The organism is Xylophilus sp. GOD-11R, assembly GCF_033546935.1.
Lineage (GTDB): Bacteria > Pseudomonadota > Gammaproteobacteria > Burkholderiales > Burkholderiaceae_C > Xylophilus.
Window position 1 is genome coordinate 2,061,468 of record NZ_CP137854.1, and the last position, 24,220, is coordinate 2,085,687.

Genomic DNA, 24,220 nt, shown 5'->3' on the forward strand with positions numbered 1-24,220 from the left:
GAGGGGCCATGGCAGGGCGGGTACAATCGTTTTTTTGGAGCTTTGAGATATGCGCCTCCTCGGCAAAGCGCTCACCTTCGACGATGTGTTGTTGGTTCCCGCGTACTCCCAGGTCCTGCCCAAGGACACCTCACTCGCCACCCGCTTCTCCCGCAACATCACGCTGAATATCCCGTTGGTGTCGGCGGCAATGGACACCGTGACCGAAGCCCGTCTGGCCATCGCCATCGCGCAGGAAGGCGGCATCGGCATCGTGCACAAGAACCTCACGGCTGCCGAGCAGGCCGCGCAGGTGGCCAAGGTCAAGCGCTACGAATCCGGCGTGCTGCGCGACCCGGTCGTCATCACGCCCACGCACACCGTGCTGCAGGTCAAGCAGATGTCCGACGAGCTCGGCATCTCCGGCTTCCCGGTGATCGACGGCGGCAAGGTCGTCGGCATCGTCACCGGCCGCGACCTGCGCTTCGAGACCCGCCTCGACATCCCGGTGCGCGACATCATGACGCCGCGCGAAAAGCTGATCACCGTCGGCGAAGGCACCTCCGCCGCCGAGGCGCGCGCCCTGCTGCACAAGCACAAGCTCGAACGCCTGCTGGTCATCGACGACAGCTGGCAGCTCAACGGCCTGATCACGGTCAAGGACATCACCAAGCAGAACAACTTTCCCAACGCCGCACGCGATCCGTCGGGCCGCCTGCGCGTGGGCGCCGCGGTGGGCGTGGGCGAGGGCACCGAGGAACGCGTCGAAGCGCTGGTCCGGGCCGGCGTCGACGCCATCGTGGTCGACACCGCGCACGGCCACAGCAAGGGCGTGATCGACCGGGTGCGCTGGGTCAAGCAGAACTATCCGCAGATCGATGTGATCGGCGGCAACATCGCCACCGGCGCTGCCGCACTGGCACTGGCCGAAGCCGGGGCCGATGCGGTCAAGGTCGGCATCGGCCCGGGCTCGATCTGCACCACCCGCATCGTGGCCGGTGTGGGCGTGCCGCAGATCATGGCGGTCGACAGTGTCGCCACCGCCCTGCAGGGCACCGGCGTGCCGCTCATCTCCGACGGCGGCGTGCGCTACTCGGGCGACATCGCAAAGGCCATCGCAGCAGGCGCCAGCACCGTGATGATGGGCAGCATGTTCGCCGGCACCGAAGAGGCGCCCGGTGAAATCGTGCTGTACCAGGGGCGCAGCTACAAGAGCTACCGCGGCATGGGTTCCATCGGCGCCATGCAGCAGGGCAGTGCCGACCGCTACTTCCAGGAATCGACCACCGGCAATCCCAACACTGACAAGCTCGTGCCAGAAGGCATCGAGGGTCGTGTGCCGTACAAGGGTTCCATCGTCTCGATCCTGTTCCAGCTGTCGGGTGGCGTGCGCGCCAGCATGGGCTACTGCGGCTGCGCCACCATCGAGGAGATGGCGGCAAAGGCGGAGTTCGTGGAGATCACTTCCGCCGGGATCCGCGAGAGCCACGTACACGACGTGCAGATCACCAAGGAAGCGCCCAACTACCGCGCGGGGTAAGGCTCGCCCCCAGGCTTGCCCACTTCGTGTGGCCGCCTACCCCCTTCCGGGGGCAACACTGGCGGTCCGGCAAAGCCGGTCCCGCGGTGTTCCTTGATGGGGCACGCTTGAATCGACCGCTCTTTTCATTTTCGCCATGCAGCACCAAAAAATCCTCATCCTCGATTTCGGCTCCCAGGTCACGCAGCTGATCGCCCGCCGGGTGCGTGAAGCCCATGTGTACTGTGAGGTCCATCCCTGCGATGTGAGCGAGCAGTGGGTGCGCGAGTTCGCGGCCGACGGGCAGCTCAAGGGCGTGATCCTGTCGGGTAGCCATGCCAGCGTGTACGAGGACACCACCGACAAGGCGCCGCAACTGGTGTTCGACCTCGGCATTCCGGTGCTCGGCATCTGCTACGGCATGCAGACCATGGCGCACCAGCTCGGCGGCAAGGTCGAGGGCGGCCATACCCGGGAATTCGGTTTCGCCCAGGTGCGTGCCCATGGCCACACCCGCCTGCTCGAAGGCATCGAAGACCTGCGGACGGCCGAAGGCCACGGCATGCTCGACGTGTGGATGAGCCATGGCGACAAGGTCACCGACCTGCCGCCCGGCTTCAAGCTCATGGCCAGCACGCCCAGCTGCCCCATTGCCGGAATGGCCGACGAAGACCGCGGCTTTTATGCGGTCCAGTTCCATCCGGAAGTCACGCACACCAAACAAGGCCGTGCGCTGCTCGACCGCTTCGTGCTCGGCATCTGCGCCGCCCGGCCCGACTGGGTCATGGGCGACTACATCGAGGAGGCCGTGGCCCGCATCCGCGAGCAGGTCGGCTATGAGGAAGTCATCCTCGGCCTGTCGGGCGGCGTCGATTCGTCCGTGGCCGCCGCGCTGATCCACCGCGCCATCGGCGACCAGCTCATCTGCGTCTTCGTCGACCACGGCCTGTTGCGCCTGCACGAAGGCGACATGGTGATGGAAATGTTCGCCGGCAAGCTCCACGCCAAGGTGGTGCGGGTCGATGCGGCGGAGATGTTCCTGAGCAAGCTGGCAGGCGTTTGCGAGCCGGAGGCCAAGCGCAAGATCATCGGCCGCGAGTTCGTCGAGGTCTTCAAGGCCGAGGCCGCGCGGCTCAAGGCGGGCGCCGACGGCGCACTCAAGGGCGCTCAGTGGCTGGCCCAGGGCACCATCTACCCGGACGTGATCGAGTCCGGCGGCGCCAAGAGCAAGAAAGCCGTCACCATCAAGAGCCACCACAACGTGGGCGGGCTGCCCGAGCAATTGGGCCTGAAGTTGCTGGAGCCGCTGCGCGACCTGTTCAAGGACGAAGTCCGGGAGCTCGGCGTGGCCCTGGGCCTGCCGCCGGAAATGGTCTACCGCCATCCTTTCCCGGGCCCTGGCCTGGGTGTGCGCATCCTGGGCGAGGTCAAGAAGGAATACGCCGACCTGCTGCGCCGCGCCGACGCGATCTTCATCGAGGAGCTGCGCAATTTTCGCGACGAGGCGACCGGCAAGACCTGGTACGAACTCACCAGCCAGGCCTTTACCGTGTTCCTGCCGGTCAAGAGCGTCGGCGTGATGGGCGACGGCCGCACCTACGATTACGTCGTGGCGCTGCGCGCGGTGCAGACCAGCGATTTCATGACCGCCGACTGGGCCGAGCTGCCGTACGCGCTGCTCAAGAAGGTATCCGGCCGCATCATCAACGAGGTGCGCGGCATCAACCGGGTGACCTACGACGTCAGCAGCAAGCCGCCAGCGACGATCGAGTGGGAGTGATGGGTCTCGGGCAGAGGCCTTGACAGCTCGCGGCAGCACAAGGGGCGTGTGCGGGCCGGGCAAGGCGGTCAGCGAACGAAGCCCCAGAGCCGCGGCAGAAACGTGCTCAGCGCCGGCACGAAGGTCAGGGTCGCCAGCACCACCGCATGCGCCCACAGGAAGGGCGCCAGCTCCCGCACCAGCGCACCCATCGGAACCCGGGAGACGTTGCAGGTCACGAACAGCAGGCCGCCGACCGGCGGCGTGATCATGCCGAGCGTCAGGTTCACGATCACGATCATGGCGAAGTGCACCGGATCCACGCCCAGCTTGAGGGCGACCGGCGCCAGGATGGGCGCCAGCACCATCACGCCGGGCAGCGGCTCGATGAAGATGCCGAAGAGCAACAGGAAGATATTGACCGCCACCAGGAACATCCAGGGAGAAAGATTCAGCGCGACGAGCCAGTCGGCCATCTGCTGCGGCACCCCCTCGATGGTGAGCAGCCAGGCGAAGGATGCCGACAGCCCGATGATGATCAGCACCGACGCCGACAGCAGCGCCGAACGCGCCAGGATGTCGGGCACCGCGCGCCAGGCCAGGGTGCGGTAGACGTATTTGCCGCACAGCAGCGCATAGAACACCGCGACCACCGAGGCTTCGGTCGGCGTGAACCAGCCCGCGCGCATGCCGCCCAGGATGACTACCGGCAGCAGGATCGCCGGCAGCGCCTTCCAGGTGGTCAGCAGGATCTCGCGCAGCGGCGGCATGCAGCCCTGGCCGCGGTAATTGCGCCGCTTCGACACCCGGAAATTGACCACGCACATCGCCGCCGCGATCAACAGCCCGGGCAGCAGGCCGGCGGCGAACAGCGCGCCGACCGAGACCGAATCGTCCTGCAGCGCGTAGACGATCATGATGATCGAGGGCGGGATGATCGGCCCGACGATGGCGGTGGAGGCGGTCAGCGCGGCAGCGTAGGCGCGGTCGTAGCCGGCCTTGTCCATCATGCGGATCAGCATCGAGCCGGGCCCGGCGGCATCCGCCAGCGCCGAGCCTGAAATGCCTGAGAAGAAGGTCAGAGCGACCACGTTGGTATAGCCCAGCCCGCCGCGCTTGTGGCCGACGAACTGCCCGGCGAAGCGCAACAACACTTCGGTCAGCGAGCCGCCGCTCATCAGCTCGGCCGCCAGGATGAAAAAGGGCACGGCCATCAGCGGAAAGCTGTCGATGCCGGTGAAGGTCTCCTTCAGCAGTACCAACAACGGAAAGCTCGTGGCCAGCAGCAAGGTCGCGACCGTCGCCAGCCCGAGCGAGAACGCGACCGGCACCCCGATCGCGAGGAACAGGCAGGCCGACAGGATGAGAACGACACTGGGGCTCATGAAGGTAGGCGGCGCGATAGACAGAGCATTGGAATTAACGGTGGAGGCGGCGCGCAGCGCCCACCGACTGTCTCAGGGGCGTGGCGGCGAGGGTTCCCCGAGCAGACCGCCGCCCCCGGTAGGGGGTAGGCGTCCACACGAAGTGGGAAAGCCTGGGGGCGAGCCATTGCTCGCCCTCCGACTGCCTCAGGGGCGTGGCGGCGAGGGTTCCCCGAGCAGACCGCCGCCCCCGGTAGGGGGTAGGCGTCCACACGAAGTGGGAAAGCCTTGGGGCGAGCCATCGCTCGCCCACCGACTGTCTCAGGGGCGTGGCGGCGCGGGTTCCCCGAGCAGTCCGCCGCCCCCGGCAGGGGGTAGGCGTCCACACGAAATGGGAAAGCCTGGGGGCGAGCCATCAAAGCGCCGCGCTGGCGGCGGCATCGAAATGGTCGTCCGGCGGGAACCGGCGTTCCATCACGTAGCCGCGCACGATCAGCAAAAAATGAACGATCAGCAGCAGGCCGCCGATCGCCATCGCGCTGTAGACATAGGCGAACGGAATCTGCGTGACGGCGGTCAGCTGGAACATGGTGCGCTGCATGTAGAGCCAGCCATACCACGCCATGAAGCCGAAGAAGCCGAACAGCAAGGCGGCGACCACCACGCGCAGCGCGATGCCGCCAAGGCGCGGCAGGGCGTCCTGCAGGTTCTCCACCGCGATGTGGCCACCCGCGCGCAGCACCGGCCCGGCACCCAGGAAGGTGAGCCAGATCATCATGTGGCGCGATACCTCCTCGGCCCATTCGAGTGACTGGCTGGTGAGATAACGCAAGGCCACGTTGACGAAGATGATGACCGACATCGCGCCCAGCAGCAGGATCAGCGCCCAGCGATTGGCGCCGAGAAACGCGCGTTCGAAGGTCGCCACGAACGATGTCGCGCGGTGGGGCGGGCTGTGCGGAAGCTGGGCGTGGTCCACGTGTCTACTGCACGTCCTGTATCTGCTTGATGCGGTCGGCGCCGAATTCCTTGGCATAGCCGACATACGCCGGCTTGATGGCCTCGCGGAAGGCCGCGCCGTCGACGTTGCGGGTAACGGTCATGCCGGCTTTCTCCAGCAGCGCCAGGCCTTGCTCCTCGTCGTCGTTGACCTTCTTGCGCTGGGCCGCGGCTCCTTTCTTGGCGGCTTCCAGAAAGACTGTTTTGTCGGCTGCCGACACCTTCTCCCAGGTGCGCGGCGAGATCAGCAGCAGGGCGGGCGAGTAGACATGGTTGGTCATCGACAGATGCTTCTGTACCTGGGCGAACTTGGCCGACAGGATGACCGGGATCGGGTTCTCCTGGCCGTCGACCGTGCCCTGCTGCATCGCGCCGAACAGTTCCGGAAACGCCATCGGGGTGGGCATGATGCCGAAGGTGCGATAGCCGTCCATGTGCACCTTGTTCTCCATCGTTCGCATCTTCAACCCGGCGGCGTCCGACGGTTTGACGATGTCGCGCTTGCTGTTGGTCATCTGGCGAAAGCCGTTCTCGGTCCAGGCCAGCGCGACCAGCCCGTGCTTGGGAAACTGTGCCAGCATGCCCTGGCCGATCGGGCCGTCGAGCACCTTGCGCGCATGGGCGTAGTCGCGAAAGAGAAAGGGGAGATCGACGATGCGCATCTCTGGCACGAAGTTGCCGACCGGCCCGGTGGAAGTGTTGACCAGGTCCTGTGTGCCCAGCTGCAGCGCCTCGATCTGCTCGCGCTCGCCGCCGAGCGCCGAGTTGGGGAAGTGCTGACAGCGGTAGCGGCCCTGCGTGCCGCGCTCGACCTCGTCACAGAAGACGGTGGAGCCGATGCCGTAGTGGGAGTCCTTGGCCGTGGCGTAGCCGATCTTCAGGGTGGTCTGCGCCTGGGCGCCGACGGGCGCCAGGGCGGCCAGCAATGCAAGGGTGAACGCAGGCAATGCGGCGCGCGCGGCACTCTTCGTCATGGGCATGGTTGTGTCTCCTTATGGGCCTGCGGGCCATTATGGAAACCGGGTCGCCTGCGGGCATCGGGGTTTTTGTGGAGCGGCGACTTCTATGCGAACAAAAAGAAAAAAGGCCGGGTGCATCGGCCCGGCCTTGCATGGGGCGCAAAGGCGCCCGTCCCGCAGTGCCGGCTACATGCCCGAATAGTTCGGCCCGCCGCCGCCCTCGGGTGTCACCCAGACGATGTTCTGCGTCGGATCCTTGATGTCGCAGGTCTTGCAGTGCACGCAGTTCTGCGCGTTGATCTGCAGCCGCTCCTTGCCCGCGTTGGCCTCGTCCGGCACGAACTCGTAGACCCCGGCCGGGCAATAGCGCTGCTCGGGGCCGGCGTATTCGGGCAGGTTGATGCGGGTCGGCACCGTCTTGTCCTTGAGTGTCAGGTGCGCGGGCTGGTCTTCGGCATGGTTGGTGTTGCTCACGAAGACGCTGGAGAGGCGGTCGAAGGTGAGCTTGCCGTCGGCCTTGGCGTAGGCGATCGGCTTGCACGCCGATGCCGGCTTGAGGCGCTGGTGATCGGCCTCGGTGCGGTGGATCGTCCAGGGAATGTTGCCGCCCAGCAGCTTCTGCTCGATGCCGGTCATCAGCGTGGCGATGGTCCTGCCCTTCTTGAACCACTGCTTGAAGTTGCGCGCCTTGTTCAGTTCCTCGTGCAGCCAGCTGGCCTTGAAGGCTTCCGGGTAGGCGGTGAGTTCGTCGCGCTGGCGGCCTGCGGCCAAGGCGTCGAAGGCCGCATCGGCCGCCAGCATGCCGGTCTTGATCGCGGCGTGGCTGCCCTTGATGCGGCTCGCATTGAGGTAACCCGCCTCGCAGCCGATGAGCGCGCCACCGGGGAACACCGTCTTGGGCAAGGCCAGCAGCCCGCCGGCCGTGATGGCCCGCGCGCCATAGCTGATGCGCTTGGCCGGCTTGATGCCCTTGGCCTCGTCACCGTCGAAATACCAGCGGATGTTGGGATGCGTCTTGAACTTCTGAAACTCTTCGAACGGGCTCAGATAGGGGTTCTGGTAGTCCAGCCCCACCACGAAGCCGACCACGACCTTGTTGTCTTCGGCGTGGTAGAGAAACGAGCCGCCGTAGGTGTCGGCATCCAGCGGCCAGCCGGCGCTGTGCAGCGCGAAACCGGGCTGGTGGCGCTGGGGATCGATCTCCCAGAGTTCCTTGATGCCGATGCCGTAGCTCTGCGGATCGCTGTCCTTGGCCAGTTGGAACTTGTCGATCAGCTGCCGGCCCAGGTGGCCGCGCGCACCTTCGGCGAACACGGTGTATTTACCGTGCAGTTCCATGCCGAGCTGAAAGCCGTCGGTGGGCTCGCCGTCCTTGCCGACGCCCATGTTGCCGGTGGCCACGCCCTTGACCGAGCCGTCATCGTCGTAGAGCACTTCGGCGGCGGCGAAGCCGGGAAAGATCTCCACGCCCAGCGCCTCGGCCTGTTCGGCCAACCAGCGGGTGACATTGCCCAGGCTGACGATGTAGTTGCCTTTGTTGTGGAAGCACGCCGGCAGCAGCCAGTTGGGCGTGCGCACCGCGCTCTTCTCGCCCATGAACAGGAAGGCGTCTTCGGTGACCGGCTGGTTCAGCGGCGCACCGCGCTCCTTCCAGTCGGGAAACAGTTCGGTGATAGCGATCGGGTCCATGATCGCGCCCGACAGGATGTGCGCGCCGGGCTCGGAACCCTTCTCCAGCACCACGACCGAGACTTCGGAACCGGCCTCGGCGGCGCGTTGCTTCAGCCGGATCGCCGCCGACAGGCCCGCCGGGCCGGCGCCGACCACGACCACGTCGTATTCCATGGCCTCGCGCGGGCCGTAGGTGCTCAGGATTTCTTCTGGGGTCATGGGAACGTGTCTCGTCTCATCGATTGGAGCGGCGACCGGTAGGCACGGTCGTCGGCGTGGGGCCGCTGCAGGCCTGGTCTTGCGCCAGGTCGCAACCCGTCGATTTTATGCGTGCCTCGGGCGAGCCCTTGTCGGCTGTGGCGCCGCGAACGTTTGGCGTTCTCAGACGAAGTCGCGCGGGCGGAAGAAGCGGTCGAACAGCGGCATCAAGGCCGGAAATTCGACGGCGAAACGCGATCGCCGCGTGAAGTAGGCCTCGCACGCCACCGGCAGGAATTCGGCCAGGGACTGCGCACCGTAGGGATCGAGCCAGGGCTCGGCGCCGCCGAATCGCTCGGCGACGATGGTCTTTTCGCGAAAGGCCTCGTAGGCCGGCTCGATCACTGCCAGCCAGGCGGCGCGCGCCTGCCTGGCGCCGCGCGTGCCCATGAAACCCGGCGGCAGCGGCGGAACGCCGTCGGGGGCGCCGCCGCGCATGTCGATCTTGTGGATGAATTCGTGGATGACCACGCTGTAGCCGTACTCGCCGGCTTCGGCCGAGGCCTCGACATCGGCCCAGCTCAACATGACCGGTCCACGCTCCATGGCTTCGCCGGCAACGACTTCGCGGTAGCGATGCACCACACCGGCTTCGTCCACCAATTCCCGATGCGCCACCGCTTCCCCGGGCTGCACGACGATGACGACAAAGTCGTCATACCAGCGCAGCGCCTGTTGCGGCGGGCCGAAATGCAGTAGCGGCAGGCAGGCCTGGGCCGCGATCGCGCAGGCCATGGCATCGGTCACCTCCAGGCCGTGCGCGCCATGAAACTGCTTGGCAGCCAGGAAGCGGGCGGCCAATTGCGCGAGCTGTGCGGTTTCGTCGCTCGTGCGTCCTTCGGCCAGGAAACTCCAGCGCTGCAGGGTCTGCGCCCACAGCGCCGCAGGAATGGGTCGCGGCGCCGGCCGCACCGCATCCAGCAGGCGTCGCGCGAGGTTCACGTGATCGGCAACCGGCGGCGCGTGCCGTCGGCCGTCAGCCGCAACACTTCGGCGCGGGGTGGCGATGCGGTCATGTCCCAGTCGGACAGCACCACGCGTTGCCGGCCGCCTGGGAGCGTGTGGTCCGTGGGACGGTGGGTGTGGCCGTGAATCAGCACCTCGGCGCGCGACGCGTCGAGCCAGGCATCGACCATCGCAGGATCGGCGTCGGCATAGACGGTGACGGCGGCCTGTCGGGCGCCGCTTTCTGCACGAAGCCCGCGTGCGATGGCACGGCGTTCGTCGATGGGTCGGGCCAGAAAGGCCGATTGCCACGCCGCGCTGCGCACTTCGCTGCGAAAGCGCTGGTAGTCGACATCGGCCAGGCAGAGGGCATCGCCATGGCTCAGCAGCCATCGGCGATCGTGCCATTCGAAGACGGCTGGATCGTCGAGCAGGGTCAGGTGGGCTTCGGCGGTGAAGGCGGCGCCGAGCAGGAAGTCGCGGTTGCCGTGCATGAAGTACAGCGACGCGGACCGTCCCGCCTGCTTCAGCGCCTGGCCGATGCCGGCTTCGAAGCTGCCGGGCTGGGCGGCGTCGTCGCCGATCCAGACCTCGAAGATGTCACCCAGCAGGAAGACGGCATCGGCCGGCGTGTCGCGCAGGTAGCGCAGAAACGCTGCCGCGGTACGCGGATCGTCGGCATGCAGATGCAGGTCGGAAACGAAATCGACCGCCTGCCACGCGGCGGGCGCGGCGACGGTCGATATCACATCCGGCATGAAGGGCGCGGACAAGCGCCGGACGATCAGAGGGCGACGGCCTTCTCGATGACCACGTCCTCGACCGGCACGTCGTCGTGGAAACCCTTGCGGCCGGTCTTCACGCCTTCGATCTTGTCGATCACTTCGGTGCCCGCGATCACCTTGCCAAAGACGGCATAGCCCCAGCCCTGCGCCGACGGCGCGGTGTGGTTGAGGAAGGTGTTGTTCTTGGAGTTGATGAAGAACTGCGCGGTGGCCGAATGGGGCGCGTTGGTGCGGGCCATGGCCAGGGTGTACTTCTCGTTCTTCAAGCCGTTGTTGCCTTCGTTGTCGATCGGGCCGTCGGTGGGCTTCTGGTCCATGCCGGGAGCGAAGCCGCCGCCCTGGATCATGAAGCCGGGGATGACGCGGTGGAATACGGTGTTGTCGTAGTGGCCCTTGGCGACGTAGGCCAGGAAGTTGGCCGTGGACTTGGGAGCTTTTTCGCTGTCGAGTTCGACGGTCACGACGCCGAAGTTGCGGATATGGAGTTCGACTTGGGGATTGCTCATTAGGTGCTCCTGGAGATGAGTCGGTTCGAAGGCCGGCGGCAGGCCGCCGCGAGAAAATCAGGGCAGGACGGTGGCCGAGCGGATCACGACCGGCTCGACGGGTACGTTCTGGTGCGGCCCCTTGTTGCCGGTGGCCACGGTGCGGATCTTGTCGACCACGTCCATGCCGCTGGTGACCTTGCCGAAGACCACGTAGCCGTAGCCATCGGGGTTCGGCGGGTTCAGCATGGCATTGTCCTTGACGTTGATGAAGAACTGCGCGGTGGCCGAATTGGGGTTGCTGGTGCGGGCCATGGCGATGGTGCCGCGGTCGTTCGTGAGGCCGGTGGTCTCGAAGGCGATCGGCGCCCGGGTGGACTTTTCGCGCATGTCCGGGCCGAAGCCGCCGCCCTGGATCATGAAGCCGTCGATCACGCGGTGGAAGATGGTGCCGTCGTACTGGTTTTCGCGCACGTACTGCACGAAGTTGGCGACCGTCTTGGGTGCCTTGGCGGCATTGAGCTCGATGACGATGTCGCCCTGGGTGGTGGACAGCTTGACCTTGGGTGAAGCGCTGCCCTGCGCGAAAGCCGTGCCGGCGATCAGCACGGTGGGCAGGAAGAGGCCGCAGGCGCGTCGGGTAATGGCGAGGGTGTGGTTGGGCATGTTGTTTCCGTTATTCAAAAGTTAGCACGGGTGGGACCGGCGCTCGCAACAGAACGCGACCGGCGGGCAAACCGGCGATTGCACCACGCGGCCCCGTCGGTGTCAGCCGATGGTGCCCTCGAAGATGATTTTCCAAAGGCCCTGGACCTGCAGCCAATACTGCCTTCGCACCGGGCCGGTGGTGGCGCCTTCGGCCACTTCGCCGAAGGTGACGACCATGCTGTTGGTGTTGCCGGACTGCCAGTGCAGGATCGACAGGTCCTTGGTCTGCAGGGCACGGCGGCCGTTGCGCGCCATGTCCTGCTGCACCACCATCGACCAGTCGGCCAGGCTCTTGCCATAGCTGGCGAAGTCCTGCGCATAGAAGGCCATGGTGCCGAGCATGTCGCCCGCCGTCTTGGCGGTGCGCCAGGCGGCGAAAGTGGTTTCGAAGGCGCGGCTGGCGGCGGTCGCGGCCTGGGGTGGAACCCATTGCAGGCGCTCGGCGATCACGACCGGCGTGGAGCGCGGCTCGACGGTCGCCAGGATACGCCGAAGGTCGGGGTTGGCCACGACCACGCAGCCGTCGGTGGCCAGGGGAGGGCGGGAGAACTGGTCGGCCGGCGTGCCATGCAGCCAGATGCCGCCACCGGTCTTGCCCTGTCGGGTGTCGAGCGGGTTGGGGTAGTTGATGGGTAGCGCGCCGGCACCGTAGAAGGCCTTGAGCGTGCGGGGGTCGAGGCTGCCGGTGATGTAGTACACGCCGAGCGGCGTTCGCATGTCGCCCTCGATGGATTTGTCGATGCCCGACTTGCCGACCGAGATGTAGTAGTCGGCGACGAGGGTCATGCCCGAGGGGCTGTTTTGGAACAGGTAGAGGCGCGAGCGCGATGCATCGACCGCGATGGCGTGCTTGCTGCTCGACGCGAGCTTGGCGAACTGCATCGGCACGTTGCCTGCCGGCGGGCGCTCGCGCAGGGCCTTCAGGCGCATGGCCGACTCCAGCCGCAGGGCGTCGAGCGCGACGGCATCGCGGGGCTCGGCGTCGGGCAGGTCGCCGAGCATGCGCACCGGGCGCACACGCAGCGTGAGCAGGTCGCCGTAGACCAGTTGGCCCAGCTGGAACTGGGGGTAGTCGGTGACCAGGCGCTCGGCCTGTGCCAGCGCCTTGCCCGCGTCACCGACGCCGATCAGGCGGTAGATCTCGATGAGGCGCGCTTCGGCATCGCCGTCGCGACGCATCTCGGCGGAAGCAGGCGCATGCGCGGCGGCACGCTCGCGTCCTTGTTTGGCCGCCAGCGCTGGCGGGGCGAAGATCAGCGCGGCAACGTACGCCAGGCAAAGAAACGCACGGGACGCGCTCGTCGTCATGAAGGCAGAAGGGGCAATGGCAGAAAGCAAAAAAATAAACCAGGCCGGCGGGTGGGGCCGGGCCTGGCGGTGGTCGCGCGGCGGGTCAGCCGGTGGACTCTCGAACGATCACCCAGGTTCCGCCGGATTTCACCATTTCGAGTGTCTTGCGGCTGGTCACGTTGAGCGAATCGGCGCTGTAGTCCTGGCGGAAACGGGCGGTGGCGCTGTTGCCGTCGACGGAGACTTCCAGATTGCTGATCTCGACCTTGATGCGCGACTTGCCCATGATGCGGGCCTTGCGTTCGGCTTCCCAGGCGGCGCGCGTCTGCTTGCCGGCGGGCTTGAAGTCCTTGCCGTAGGCGGCGAGGTAGTCCTTCATGTCGCGACCGGCCCAGGCGGTGGCCCAGCTCTTGACGGCGGCTTCCACGGCTTCGCGGCTCTCGGCGGAAGCGGATGGTGCCGGTGCGGGCGCAGGCGTGGGGGCCGGCGCCGGAGCGGGTGCGGGAGCCGGTGTCGGGGCGGGAGCCGGCGTGGGGGCCGGTGCCGGAGTCGGTGCAGGGCTCGGCGCAGGAGCCGGAGCCGGCACGGGAGCGGGTACCGGCTTGGGAGCGGCTGCTGGAGCGGGAGCAGGGGCCGGCGCCGGCGCAGGGGCCGGAGCAGCGGCGACCACGGTCTTGCCGCCGCGCGATGCCACCGGGACCGGTGCGAAGAGGTCGCGGATCAGCGCCAGCTTGGGCGGCACGTTGGTGTTGCCCGAGTCCAGCTGCAACGCCCGGGCGTAGGCCTGGCTCGCGAGCTTGGCGTAGACGTCGCCCATGTTCTCGTGTGCGGTGGCGTAGCTCGGGTTGGTGCGGATCGCCATTTCGAGGGCCGTGCGCGCCTTGTCGTACTGCTTCTGGTTGGCGTAGAGCACGGCAAGGTTGTTGTAGGGCTCGGGCAGCTCGGGGTATTCCTGGGTCAGCGCGGTGAAGGTGGCGATGGCGTCGGGTTGCTTGCCAGCTTCGGTCTGGATCACGCCCTTGAGAAAGCGCATCTGCGGATCACGTGGATTGCCCGCGAGGTATTTGTCGGCGCGGGCCTGGGCATCGCCGAGCTTGCCGGCGCGGATCAGCTGATTGACGTCGGAATAGTCGTCGGCATGGGCCAGACCCACCATGAGGGCGCTGGCGACCGTGGCGGCGGCCAGACGACGGACAAAAGGCGGGAAGGCGGCGGCGCCAGGGTACATACAACCTCGAAAGGGAAGGGCGATGGGGTGAGACGGAGCTCGGTGCGAGCGTCGGTTTTAAGTCATTTCCGACTCGTCGCAGGGCTTTATACTGGCGCGGATTGTAGCCGTAGGGGCCATGCGCACGGGCACCCGGCGGCGGGGCTTTTGCGATGATGGCAGGCCGTCTAAGCGATGGGTCTGCCCGGCCTGCAAGGCCGTCCAGTACCCAACCAAGACCCATGAGTTTGCGCATCTACAACACGCTTTCGCGTGCTCTGGAGGAGTTTTCCCCTCTCGAACCCGGCCATGTCCGCATGTATGTCTGCGGCATGACCGTCTATGACTTCTGTCATCTCGGCCACGCCCGATCGATGGTGGCCTTCGACGTCGTGCAGCGCTGGCTGCGCGCGACCGGGCTGCGCGTGACCTACGTCCGCAACATCACCGACATCGACGACAAGATCATCCGGCGCGCGCTGGAGAACGGCGAAACCCTGCGCTCTCTCACCGGGCGCATGGTGGACGCGCTGCACGAGGACGCCGACGCGCTCGGCATCGAGCGGCCCACCCACGAACCACGCGCCACCGACTACGTCCCGCAGATGCTGTCGCTCATCGGGCAGCTCGAGGATCGGGGCCTGGCCTATCGCACCGGCGAAGGCGACGTGAACTATGCGGTTCGCCGATTTCCCGGCTACGGCAAGCTCTCCGGCAAATCGCCCGACGAACTGCGCGCCGGCGAGCGCGTGGCGGTCAGCGGCGGCAAGCTCGACCCGCTGGATTTCGTGCTCTGGAAGGCGGCCAAGCCCAACGAGCCCGCCGAGGCGATCTGGAACGGCGTCTACGGCGCCGGCCGTCCCGGCTGGCACATCGAATGCTCGGCCATGGGCTGCGCATTGCTCGGTGAAACCTTCGACATCCACGGCGGCGGAGCCGACCTGCAGTTTCCCCACCACGAGAACGAGATCGCCCAGAGCGAGGGCGCGCACGGACAGCCGCTGGCGCGCGTCTGGATGCACAACGGCTTCATCAACGTCGACGACGAGAAGATGTCCAAGAGCCTGGGCAACTTTTTCACCATCCGCGACGTGCTGAAGGAGTTCGACGCCGAGACGATCCGCTTCTTCATCGTGCGCAGCCATTACCGCAGTCCGCTCAACTACAGCGACGCGCATCTGCGCGACGCCCGCGCATCGCTGCGCCGGCTCTACACCGCGCTCGACGCCGCGCCTGCCGCCAGCGCCAGCACGAAGATCGACTGGGCCGACCCTTTCGCCGCGCGTTTCCGTGCCGCGATGGACGAAGACTTCGGCACACCCGACGCGCTGGCCGTGTTGTTCGACCTGGCCGGCCACCTCAATCGTGAACCGACTGCCTACGGTGCCGCGCTGCTGACCGCACTGGGCGGCGTGCTCGGGTTGTTGCAAGCCGAGCCGCGCCAATACCTCAAGGCCGGGGCCGGACTCGACGAGTCCACCATCCTCGGGCTGATCGCTGCGCGAGCCGAGGCCAAGAAATCCCGTGATTTTCCGGAGGCGGACCGCATCCGTCGCGAGTTGCTCGAAAGCGGCGTCGTCCTCAAGGACTCCGCCACGGGCACCACCTGGGAAGCCGCGTGAATCCCGAATCGAAAAAGGCCGCGTCGGCCCGCAACCAGACCACGCGGGCCGAAGCCAAGGCGCAACCGGACTTGCCCGTGCGCGAAGGCGGCACGGCCACGTCGCCTAAGAAGCCTTCAGCGAGCAGGAAAGCGCCGGTAAAAAAAGCGGTGGCGCCGACCGTGACGGCCACGAAGGTCGTGGCCGAGAAAGTCCCCGCCAAGAAGCCTGCCGCCAAAAAGACGGCCGTCACGCCCACGCCGGCCAAAGTCGCGGCCAGGCCGGTGAAGGTGGCCGCCAGCGCTGCCGTACTCGTCACGCCTGACTACTGGAAGGCTGCCTGCGAGCACCTGCAGGCCAAGGACCGTGTGATGAAGCGGCTGATTCCTCAGTTCGGCGACGCCTGCCTCCAATCGCGGGGCGATGCCTTCACCACGCTGGCGCGCAGCATCATCGGGCAGCAGATCTCGGTGAAGGCCGCGCAGGCCGTGTGGGCGCGCTTCGCCGCCTTGCCCAAGCGCATGACCGCGGCCAATGTGCTCAAGCTCAAGGTCGACGACATGCGCGCGGCCGGCCTGTCGGCGCGCAAGGTCGAATACATCGTCGACCTGGCGCTGCATTTCGATTCGGGCGCGGTCCATGTCAAGTCGTGGGAATCGATGGACGACGAAGCCATCATCGCCGAGCTGGTCGCCATTCGTGGGATCGGGCGGTGGACGGCCGAGATGTTCCTCATCTTCCACCTGGTGCGGCCCAACGTGCTGCCGCTCGACGACCTGGGCCTGATCGCCGGCATCAGCACCAATTATTTTTCGGGGGAAGCCGTCAGCCGAAGCGACGCGCGCGAAGTGGCCGCTGCCTGGGCGCCGTATTGCAGCGTGGCGACTTGGTATATTTGGCGGTCTCTGGACCCCCTGCCCGTCGAATACTGACTCCGTTCGGCCGCCCCCGCCGCAACCATCGCCCGCCCGCTCCGTGCCATCTGGAGCCGGTTCAAAGGAGTAGAAGCCTTGGCCAAAAAAACATTCCTGGATTTCGAGCAACCGATTGCCGAGCTCGAAGGCAAGATCGAAGAACTGCGTTATGTCCAGACGGAATCCGCAGTCGACATCACCGAAGAGATCGATCAGCTGAGCAAGAAAAGCCTCCAGCTGACGAAGGACATCTACAGCGAGCTCACGCCCTGGCAGATCACGAAGATAGCCCGGCACCCGGAGCGCCCCTACACGCTCGACTACGTCCGTGAGATCTTCACCGACTTCGTCGAGCTGCATGGCGACCGGCATTTCTCCGACGACCTGTCCATCGTCGGCGGCCTGGCCCGCTTCAACGGCCATGCCTGCATGGTGCTCGGCCACCAGAAGGGCCGCGACACCAAGGAGCGCGGCCTGCGCAACTTCGGCATGAGCAAGCCGGAGGGCTACCGCAAGGCCCTGCGTCTGATGAAGACCGCCGAGAAGTTCAAGTTGCCGGTCTTCACCTTCGTCGACACTCCCGGTGCCTACCCGGGCATCGACGCCGAGGAGCGCGGCCAGTCCGAAGCCATCGGGCGCAACATCTTCGAGATGGCGCAGCTCGAGGTGCCGATCGTCACCACCATCATCGGTGAAGGCGGCTCCGGCGGCGCATTGGCCATCTCGGTGGCCGACCAGGTGCTGATGTTGCAATACTCGGTCTACTCGGTCATCAGCCCCGAAGGCTGCGCTTCCATCCTCTGGAAGACCAGTGAGAAGGCGCAGGAGGCCGCCGACGCCCTGGGCATCACCGCGCACCGGCTCAAGGCCCTGGGCCTGGTCGACAAGATCGTCAGCGAGCCCGTCGGCGGTGCCCATCGCGACACCAAGCAGATGGCCGCCTTCCTGAAGCGCGCGCTCGGCGAGGCTTTCCGCCAGGTGCACGATCTGCGCACGCCCGAACTGCTCGACCGGCGTTACGCCCGTCTGCAGAGCTACGGTCGCTATACCGACACCAAGGCCGAAGTCGGCAACGCAAGCAAGTAACCCCGTCATCGCCCCGAGGAAGTTCACGAATACGCCCTGGCGCCTGCTGTGCCGGGGCGTAGTGCATTTATGACGACCGTTACGCCCGACCCTGTCTCCGCTGCCATCGCCGCATTCGAGCCGACATTTCCACTCGCCGTCGCCTGCAGCGGCGGCGCCGATTCCACTGCCTTGCTCGCCGCCTGCTCCAGCCGATGGCCGGGGCAGGTGAGGGCGGTGCACGTGCACCACGGGCTGCAGGAGGCGGCGGACGACTTCGTCGCGCGTTGCGAACAGACCTGCCGCAACCTGCAGGTGCCGCTGACCGTATTGAAGGTCGACGCGCGGCACGCGCCCGGCGAAAGCCCGGAAAACGCCGCTCGCACCGCGCGCTATCGCGCACTCGACGCCTATGCGCAGGGCACCGGTGCTGCCGCCGGCACCGACGAAGGCGCAGCGCCGGTCCGCAGCATCGCGCTCGCCCATCACGCCGACGACCAGGTCGAAACCATGCTGCTGGCGCTCTCGCGCGGCGCCGGGCTCGCCGGGCTCGCGTGCATGCCGGCGCGCTGGGAGCGCGACGGCGTCGAGTTTCATCGTCCGCTGCTGGAGGTGTCGGGGGCAGCCGTGCGCGGCTTTGCATTGGCGTTCGGCCTCGGGTGGGCCGAAGACCCCAGCAACGATGACGAGCGCTACACCCGCAACCGAATCCGCGCCCGGCTCATGCCGGCGCTCGAGACCACCTTTCCGCACTTCCGCGAGACCTTCGTGCGCAGCGCGCTGCATGCGGCGCAGGCGCAATCGGTGCTCGACGAAGTGGCGGCTGCCGATCTCGAAGCGGTCGGCGCACCGCCGCGGCTGAAGGACCTCCAGGCCCTGTCCGTCGGTCGCCAGGCGCAGGTGCTGCGCCGATGGCTGCGCACCATCCACGACACCACACCGGACACCGCGCAGCTCGCCGAACTGCAGCGCCAGCTCGCCGCGTGCCGCACCCGCGGGCACCAGCTGCGGCTCAAGGTGGGCCGTGGATTCGTCGTGCGCGAGGGCGATGCGCTCGGTTGGTACAATCCCGCGGTTTTGCCTCCCGCGACATAGACCCAGGCCAGGCGGCCCGCGTCAGGCGATTCCGCTTCCGCTGCGATCGAGACAAACTTTGTGTGCGGTCGGAGGCGAACATCAATTGCCGCACTGCGGCGTTCTCGTTTTTCCGATGGCATTAATCGTTCATAAATACGGCGGCACCTCCATGGGGTCGACCGAACGCATCCGCAACGTGGCCAAGCGGGTCGCGAAATGGGCCCGCGCCGGGCACCAGATGGTCGTGGTGCCCAGCGCCATGAGCGGGGAGACCAACCGCCTGCTGGGCCTGGCCAGGGAACTCGCACCCGCGAAGACCGGCGACGCTTACAGCCGCGAACTCGACATGCTGGCTGCTACCGGCGAGCAGGCTTCGTCAGCGCTGCTGGCCATCGCGCTCCAGGGCGAGGGCATGGAGTCGGTCAGCTACGCCGGCTGGCAGGTGCCGATTCGCACCGACAGCGCGTTCACCAAGGCCCGCATCGAATCGATCGACGACGTCCGTATCCGCGCCGACCTGGCTGCAGGCAAGGTCGTCATCGTCACCGGCTTCCAGGGCATCGACGGCGACGGCCACATCACCACGCTCGGCCGTGGCGGCAGCGACACCTCCGCCGTGGCGGTGGCAGCCGCCATGAAGGCCGCCGAATGCCTGATCTACACCGACGTCGACGGCGTCTACACCACCGACCCCCGGGTCGTGCCCGAAGCCAAGCGCCTGAACAAGGTGAGCTTCGAGGAAATGCTGGAGATGGCATCTCTCGGTTCCAAGGTGCTGCAGATCCGCTCGGTGGAATTTGCCGGCAAGTACAAGGTGCCGCTGCGGGTGTTGTCCAGTTTCACCGACTGGGATATCGACATCGACGAAGAAGCCCGCTCCGGGACGCTCATCACTTTCGAGGAAGACGAAAACATGGAACAAGCCGTCGTATCCGGCATTGCCTTCAACCGCGACGAGGCCAAGATTTCCGTCCTGGGCGTGCCCGATAAGCCCGGCATTGCCTACCAGATCCTGGGCGCGGTGGCAGACGCCAACATCGAGGTCGACGTCATCATCCAGAACCTGAGCAAGAACGGCTCGACCGACTTCAGTTTCACGGTTCACCGCAACGAATTCGCCAAGACCGTCGACCTGCTCAAGGACAAGGTTCTGCCCGGCTTGGGCGGCGCCACCGAAGTCGTCGGCGACGCCAAGATCTGCAAGGTGAGCATCGTCGGCATCGGCATGCGCAGCCACGTCGGCGTGGCTTCCACCATGTTCCGCACGCTGAGCGAGGAAGGCATCAACATCCAGATGATCTCCACCAGCGAAATCAAGACTTCGGTCGTGATCGACGAGAAGTACATGGAGCTGGCGGTGCGTTCGCTGCACAAGGCATTCGGGCTCGAACAAGCCTGATTGCGTTCGCGAAAGTGCCTCCGAATGGTGGCATAATCGAAGGCTTGAAGGAAACGTGACCGAGTGGCCGAAGGTGCTCCCCTGCTAAGGGAGTATGGGGTGTAGAGCCTCATCGAGGGTTCGAATCCCTCCGTTTCCGCCAAGGATCCAGGAAAATCTTTGGGTAGCTACGCTTGTCGGCGCTGTCCTCCCTTGAATCCTACAAATAGCATAGGCTGCGATCTGGAAAGGTCGTGGCCTTTTTTGTCTTTTTGATGCGCGTGGGCCATGTCGTCCATACCGCGATGGGCAAGCGGTGATCTCATCTAAACGTCTCTAGCACGCAGATAAGTCCTCCGCTGCATCCGAGCCAAGGCGCGAGAAATTGGCGTCTGCTTTCGCCCCATCGGTGGCGGTGGTGGCCGAGAGATGGAGTCAAAACTCCCGTGCCTCTCCATGCCATGGCATGAAGTTAGCGAGCTTGGACCATTTTTTCTCCCGCCGCCCACGGCTGTGGAGCGACCACGTGATCTTCCGCGTCCCCGCTGGGCTTTCTCGGTTTCGAGTCGACTAGATAGCTGCTGGCAAGGCCTCGCGCCTTCGGACTTGCTGCAAAAAAACTCCCGTCGCCGAGCCATCTCCGACAGAAATGACCCGGAGTGGGTGATGCCCGCTTGAGCACCCATTTCAAGTTGTCAGTGAGGGTGATATCCACCGCGCCAGGATGGTTCGCCCAGCCTTGTTTTTCGCTCCTTTTACCCAGCGATTCAACTCTTTTGCGAAAAGCAGGTCATTTTTAACAGCATCTGTATGAGCGCACGCATGCTGCATGCATGACTTGGTGGTTTTACCTTTCACCAGGCCCTGAGTTTCTCGACCGAGCTCACGTTTGCCAGGGTTGAACTGCTTTACGGCGCTGGGCCAGACCTCTCCATTGCGAAGTTGCCTGTGTATGGTGATACGAGAAGACCTAAGCTAATATAGCTTTTGCATGAATAACTGGTCACGCACTGCGCGACGTGTGGTGGTACTCGACGACTGCATGTCAACCATTCATTCGCTTCTGGCAATAAAGCGGAGCATGTTGGGGCTAACGAGTCGACGAGTTTCAACTGAAATTACCTTGACCGGCAGGTCAGTTCTGTGTGAAATTCATGACTCTATTTTTCTGCGAAAAGTGCGCGCTAGTCAAACTGAAGCATACAAGAGCGAACGAAATTTCTTGAGGAATCATTAAAATGATGCGAGGTGGTGGCCAAAATCGCATGCGCATTCATGGTGATAGACCTTTCTCAAATAGTCGCGATGGATTGGCAAAGTCGTGCCATTCGCAAGAAGGTGACCGAACTCGCCACTTACCGATGTCTACGTTGAAACATATGTGCATGCTGACTTCAACGCCACTGTCGACCAAGGCCGGCCCTCGTTAACCCTGAAAAACCGCGCCGAGGACCCGGGGCAAAACGCCTATGAATTCAGCACATATGACGTGCCGCCTGGCAACAGGTTTGCGTCGCTAGAACTTGCATCTGTTCGCAGCACCTATGATGCGGGGCATGAACTCTCGAGCCACTTTGAGTGATGTCACGGGTGGCCCACATTTTTTTAATACTGTGCAATAACATCAAGGTAACTTCATGAAAGTCAACATGCGCGATTCCGGCATCGCCCGTCTGATCAAACGCGTCGCCCGTATAACTTGGCCGCGGGTTGGTGCGTGTCTGCCAGGAGTGTTAGGGCGCGGTTTGGTTGTCGAAGACACCGTGGTTTCACTTACGACCTATGGTCCTCGCCTGGAGGCCGTGGACGCGGCCATTTTCTCCATACTTCAAGGTAGCGTGCGGCCTTCAAAGCTAATCCTTGTCGTTAACGAGGAACTGCCTCTTTCAGTTGCGCATCGTCTTCAGCGCTTCGAAAAATACGGATTGGAGGTACTACGCTCAGAAGACATCGGGCCTCATAAAAAATATCATCCGGTCGTTGAGCGAGGTTTGCCAGCCCACGTGAGTTTGGTGACAGCCGACGACGACATCTTTTATGGCCGGCATTGGCTACGTGATTTGCGTAATATGCACCTGGCGCACCCGGAGGATGTCATCTGCGGCTGGGCCAAGCGAATCGTCATTAAGAATGATGCCATCGCGGGGTATCACGATTGGGTCGACGTTGTCGGGATGGAGGCGGCCACTCACCACTTCGCCATTGGCTGCGCAGGGACTCTTTATCCACCCAGCATGGTCGCCGCACTAAAAGCGGCAGGAAAAGACTTCCTGCGATGCTGCCCACGAGCGGACGATGTTTGGCTGCACGCTACGGCCGTGCGTACAGGTCACCGAATTCGGCAAGTTACGCGGCAATTTATCCATCCGATTCATCTGCCGGGAACGCAGGAATCCGCTTTGAAAGTCACCAACCACTTGCCAGACGGAAACGATAAAGCGATTCACGCCACCTACACGCAAGAAGATGTTGGGCGCATCGTGCAATCCGTTGCGTTGGCTTAAACGGCCCTTTCGACTGACAAAGTAACTGATATTCGGGTCGACGAAAAGACCTTAATCGCCCCCGGAATTCGCGGAGACTGTCTGGTTTAAGTCAGGCTACTACCGCTATGGCTTGACTGGCAAGTTGCGGGTAGCCATATCTTGTCGGCGCCATGGGCCTGCGCGTTAGCCTGCCAGACGCGTTGAATCTCACGTGCCAGGGCTGCGTCTTGAAGAACCCGGGTACGGCGTTCAGGGGGCTTGTGCAGCAGCGCTGCATGTCTTCGATAAGGCGACGGGCGACCTGCAATACCTTGCAGGACGGCCCAACTCAAAAAGCTTCGCGGTTCTTGCCGATGAAGTTCTTCAGGACTTGAGCCGGCGGTCGAGCTCCGCCTGGGCGAAAAACGCGCTGGCCAGCTTCAATATCTCGTGGGCCCTGCGCAATTCTTTAACCTCGCGCGCAAGGTCATTGACCCGCTTGGCTTCACTGGTTGTGACGCCCTCACGCACGCCGGCATCTACCCCGGCTCGCTTGACCCATTCGTTGAGCGTCTGCGCCACGCAGCCAATCTTGGGCGCGGTGGACTCGATTGCCGCCCATAACGGTGGGTACTCCCCGCGGTGCTCCTGCACCATCCTCACCGCACGCTCACGGACCTCGGGCGAGAACTTGTTCGACTTCTTTACGGCTTCGTTTTCTCAAGAGTTGAAGCCTCCTCAAAACCCGGGCGATTCACGAGCGAAGATGGTGCAGTCATTCAGTTGCCCGGCAGGATCGCCGGGAATTCGAGCGCTGAGTTTGCGACTCTTCCAGGGTTGGCGTGACGGCCGGCGCGCAAATCGGGTGCCTGCGCTGCCCGCCTGGCCAGTCGACGTGCCAGGGATTCCGGTGCTGCTCTAACGCATATCTACCGCAGCGCCGCCGCCGCGCGGAAGAGGGCAGGGATGAGGTCGGCCTCGACCCGCGCAGGCGAGTAGTCGTCCAGCGTGGTCGCCATGCCGATCGCCACCTGCGCGCCCGAGGGCACGGTCGCGAGGATGGCGACCGCGATCTGGTGCATGTTCACCTGGTGCTGGGTGATGACGTAGCCGTCGGTCCGGGCCTGGGCGATTTCGGTCAACAAGGCGTCGAGGTCGATCGTGGTGCGCGGCGTGAACTTCAGCGGCGGCTGGCGCCGGTACATGGCGCGCAGTTCGTCGTCGTCGCAGGCGGTCAGCAGCATGCGGCCGCTGGCGTTCGACCAGGCGGGCAAGCGGCGGCCGGGCAGCATCTCGGCCAGCGTGAGCTGGCGGCTCGGCAGGCGCAGCAGATAGACCATGTCGTCACCGCGACGCATGCTCAGGTTGACCGCCAGGCCGAACTGGTCGCGCAGCACGGCCAGGTGCGGCGCGACCTGCGCGATGAGCGGGTCGCCCTTCAGGTAGGAGTGGCCGAGCTCGACGGCCTTGGGCGTCAGGCGCAGCCGGCGCGAGGAGGCGTCGCGCGCCAGATAGCCCAGTTTTTCCCAGGTGAATACGAAGCGCTGGGCGGCGCTCTTGCCCAGGCCGGTCATGTCGGCGAGTTCCGTCAGGCCCAGGTCGCCCGGGCGGGCGGCGAAGGCTTCCAGTACCCGCATGGCGCGCTCGACGGCGGCCACGTACAGGTGTTCCTTCTTTCCGCCGGTGTCCTCACCAGCGGCGTCTTCCAGGGTGTCATCCACGGCTTTTCTCCATTCCAGGCACGAATCTGGCTAGAAAGTATTTATATGAAATAGTTAGTATTGTATTGCAA

The 24,220-nt window shown here is 65.0% G+C and carries 19 protein-coding genes, 1 tRNA gene, 1 pseudogene and 1 other annotated feature; of the genes and pseudogenes, 9 read left to right on the forward strand and 12 right to left on the reverse strand.

Translation table 11 applies throughout. The features are described from left to right. Positions 1–49 precede the first annotated feature (49 nt). Positions 50–1,519, forward strand: a complete 1,470-nt coding sequence (gene guaB / locus R9X41_RS09715; protein ID WP_318634663.1) for an IMP dehydrogenase — start codon at positions 50–52, stop codon at positions 1,517–1,519. 136 nt (positions 1,520–1,655) lie between these two features. Further along, complete coding sequence (gene guaA, locus R9X41_RS09720) at positions 1,656–3,278, forward strand: glutamine-hydrolyzing GMP synthase (RefSeq protein ID WP_318634664.1); 1,623 nt, start codon at positions 1,656–1,658, stop codon at positions 3,276–3,278. Positions 3,279–3,346: 68 nt separating this feature from the next. On the opposite strand, the gene R9X41_RS09725 is transcribed toward guaA, so the two are convergent. From R9X41_RS09725 to R9X41_RS09770, 10 genes are all read right to left on the reverse strand, one after another. After that, entirely contained in the window at positions 3,347–4,642 is a 1,296-nt protein-coding gene (locus R9X41_RS09725; RefSeq protein WP_318634665.1) for a TRAP transporter large permease, read from the reverse strand. Positions 4,643–5,036: 394 nt separating this feature from the next. Further along, a complete protein-coding gene (locus tag R9X41_RS09730) occupies positions 5,037–5,549 on the reverse strand; it encodes a TRAP transporter small permease (RefSeq protein ID WP_318635192.1) in 513 nt (170 codons plus the stop codon). 55 nt (positions 5,550–5,604) lie between these two features. Then, on the reverse strand, positions 5,605–6,600 hold the full coding sequence (locus R9X41_RS09735; protein WP_412556679.1) for a TRAP transporter substrate-binding protein: 996 nt from the start codon (positions 6,598–6,600) through the stop codon (positions 5,605–5,607). Positions 6,601–6,765: 165 nt separating this feature from the next. Next, complete coding sequence (locus R9X41_RS09740) at positions 6,766–8,469, reverse strand: electron transfer flavoprotein-ubiquinone oxidoreductase (RefSeq protein WP_318634666.1); 1,704 nt, start codon at positions 8,467–8,469, stop codon at positions 6,766–6,768. 162 nt (positions 8,470–8,631) lie between these two features. Next, on the reverse strand, positions 8,632–9,450 hold the full coding sequence (locus tag R9X41_RS09745; protein ID WP_318634667.1) for a M90 family metallopeptidase: 819 nt from the start codon (positions 9,448–9,450) through the stop codon (positions 8,632–8,634). Next, positions 9,447–10,211, reverse strand: coding sequence for a UDP-2,3-diacylglucosamine diphosphatase (locus R9X41_RS09750; RefSeq protein ID WP_318634668.1), 765 nt, complete (start codon positions 10,209–10,211; stop codon positions 9,447–9,449). The genes R9X41_RS09745 and R9X41_RS09750 overlap by 4 nt, the downstream gene beginning before the upstream one ends. A gap of 26 nt (positions 10,212–10,237) precedes the next feature. Further along, positions 10,238–10,744, reverse strand: a complete 507-nt coding sequence (locus R9X41_RS09755) for a peptidylprolyl isomerase (protein ID WP_318634669.1) — start codon at positions 10,742–10,744, stop codon at positions 10,238–10,240. 57 nt (positions 10,745–10,801) lie between these two features. Next, positions 10,802–11,389: a peptidylprolyl isomerase gene (locus tag R9X41_RS09760; protein WP_318634670.1), complete on the reverse strand. Its 588-nt coding sequence runs from the start codon at positions 11,387–11,389 to the stop codon at positions 10,802–10,804. Between the two features lie 102 nt (positions 11,390–11,491). Beyond that, positions 11,492–12,739: a L,D-transpeptidase family protein gene (locus R9X41_RS09765; protein ID WP_318634671.1), complete on the reverse strand. Its 1,248-nt coding sequence runs from the start codon at positions 12,737–12,739 to the stop codon at positions 11,492–11,494. Positions 12,740–12,824: 85 nt separating this feature from the next. Then, on the reverse strand, positions 12,825–13,949 hold the full coding sequence (locus tag R9X41_RS09770; RefSeq protein ID WP_412556680.1) for a nuclear transport factor 2 family protein: 1,125 nt from the start codon (positions 13,947–13,949) through the stop codon (positions 12,825–12,827). Positions 13,950–14,170: 221 nt separating this feature from the next. On the opposite strand from R9X41_RS09770, the gene cysS reads away from it, so the two are divergent. The 7 genes from cysS (at position 14,171) to R9X41_RS09805 (ending at position 22,467) form a co-directional block, all read left to right on the forward strand. Beyond that, positions 14,171–15,550, forward strand: coding sequence for a cysteine--tRNA ligase (gene cysS / locus R9X41_RS09775; protein ID WP_318634672.1), 1,380 nt, complete (start codon positions 14,171–14,173; stop codon positions 15,548–15,550). Positions 15,551–15,813: 263 nt separating this feature from the next. Then, entirely contained in the window at positions 15,814–16,461 is a 648-nt protein-coding gene (locus tag R9X41_RS09780) for a DNA-3-methyladenine glycosylase family protein (protein ID WP_318635195.1), read from the forward strand. Positions 16,462–16,539: 78 nt separating this feature from the next. Then, complete coding sequence (locus R9X41_RS09785) at positions 16,540–17,529, forward strand: acetyl-CoA carboxylase carboxyltransferase subunit alpha (RefSeq protein ID WP_318634673.1); 990 nt, start codon at positions 16,540–16,542, stop codon at positions 17,527–17,529. Between the two features lie 69 nt (positions 17,530–17,598). Next, positions 17,599–18,603, forward strand: coding sequence for a tRNA lysidine(34) synthetase TilS (tilS, locus tag R9X41_RS09790; RefSeq protein WP_318634674.1), 1,005 nt, complete (start codon positions 17,599–17,601; stop codon positions 18,601–18,603). A 115-nt stretch (positions 18,604–18,718) separates the two neighbouring features. Then, complete coding sequence (locus R9X41_RS09795) at positions 18,719–19,984, forward strand: aspartate kinase (protein ID WP_318634675.1); 1,266 nt, start codon at positions 18,719–18,721, stop codon at positions 19,982–19,984. A 49-nt stretch (positions 19,985–20,033) separates the two neighbouring features. Then, a tRNA-Ser gene (locus tag R9X41_RS09800) sits at positions 20,034–20,126 on the forward strand. A gap of 1,474 nt (positions 20,127–21,600) precedes the next feature. Beyond that, complete coding sequence (locus R9X41_RS09805; RefSeq protein WP_318634676.1) at positions 21,601–22,467, forward strand: hypothetical protein; 867 nt, start codon at positions 21,601–21,603, stop codon at positions 22,465–22,467. 134 nt (positions 22,468–22,601) lie between these two features. Here the strand turns inward: R9X41_RS09805 and R9X41_RS09810 are convergent. Both R9X41_RS09810 and R9X41_RS09815 read right to left on the reverse strand, forming a co-directional pair. After that, a pseudogene (locus tag R9X41_RS09810) lies at positions 22,602–23,085 on the reverse strand (IS3 family transposase); the annotation flags it as partial. Continuing rightward, positions 22,742–22,858: a sequence feature (AL1L pseudoknot), on the reverse strand. It overlaps the preceding pseudogene by 117 nt. A gap of 272 nt (positions 23,086–23,357) precedes the next feature. Further along, complete coding sequence (locus R9X41_RS09815; protein WP_318634677.1) at positions 23,358–24,149, reverse strand: IclR family transcriptional regulator; 792 nt, start codon at positions 24,147–24,149, stop codon at positions 23,358–23,360. Positions 24,150–24,220 lie beyond the last annotated feature (71 nt).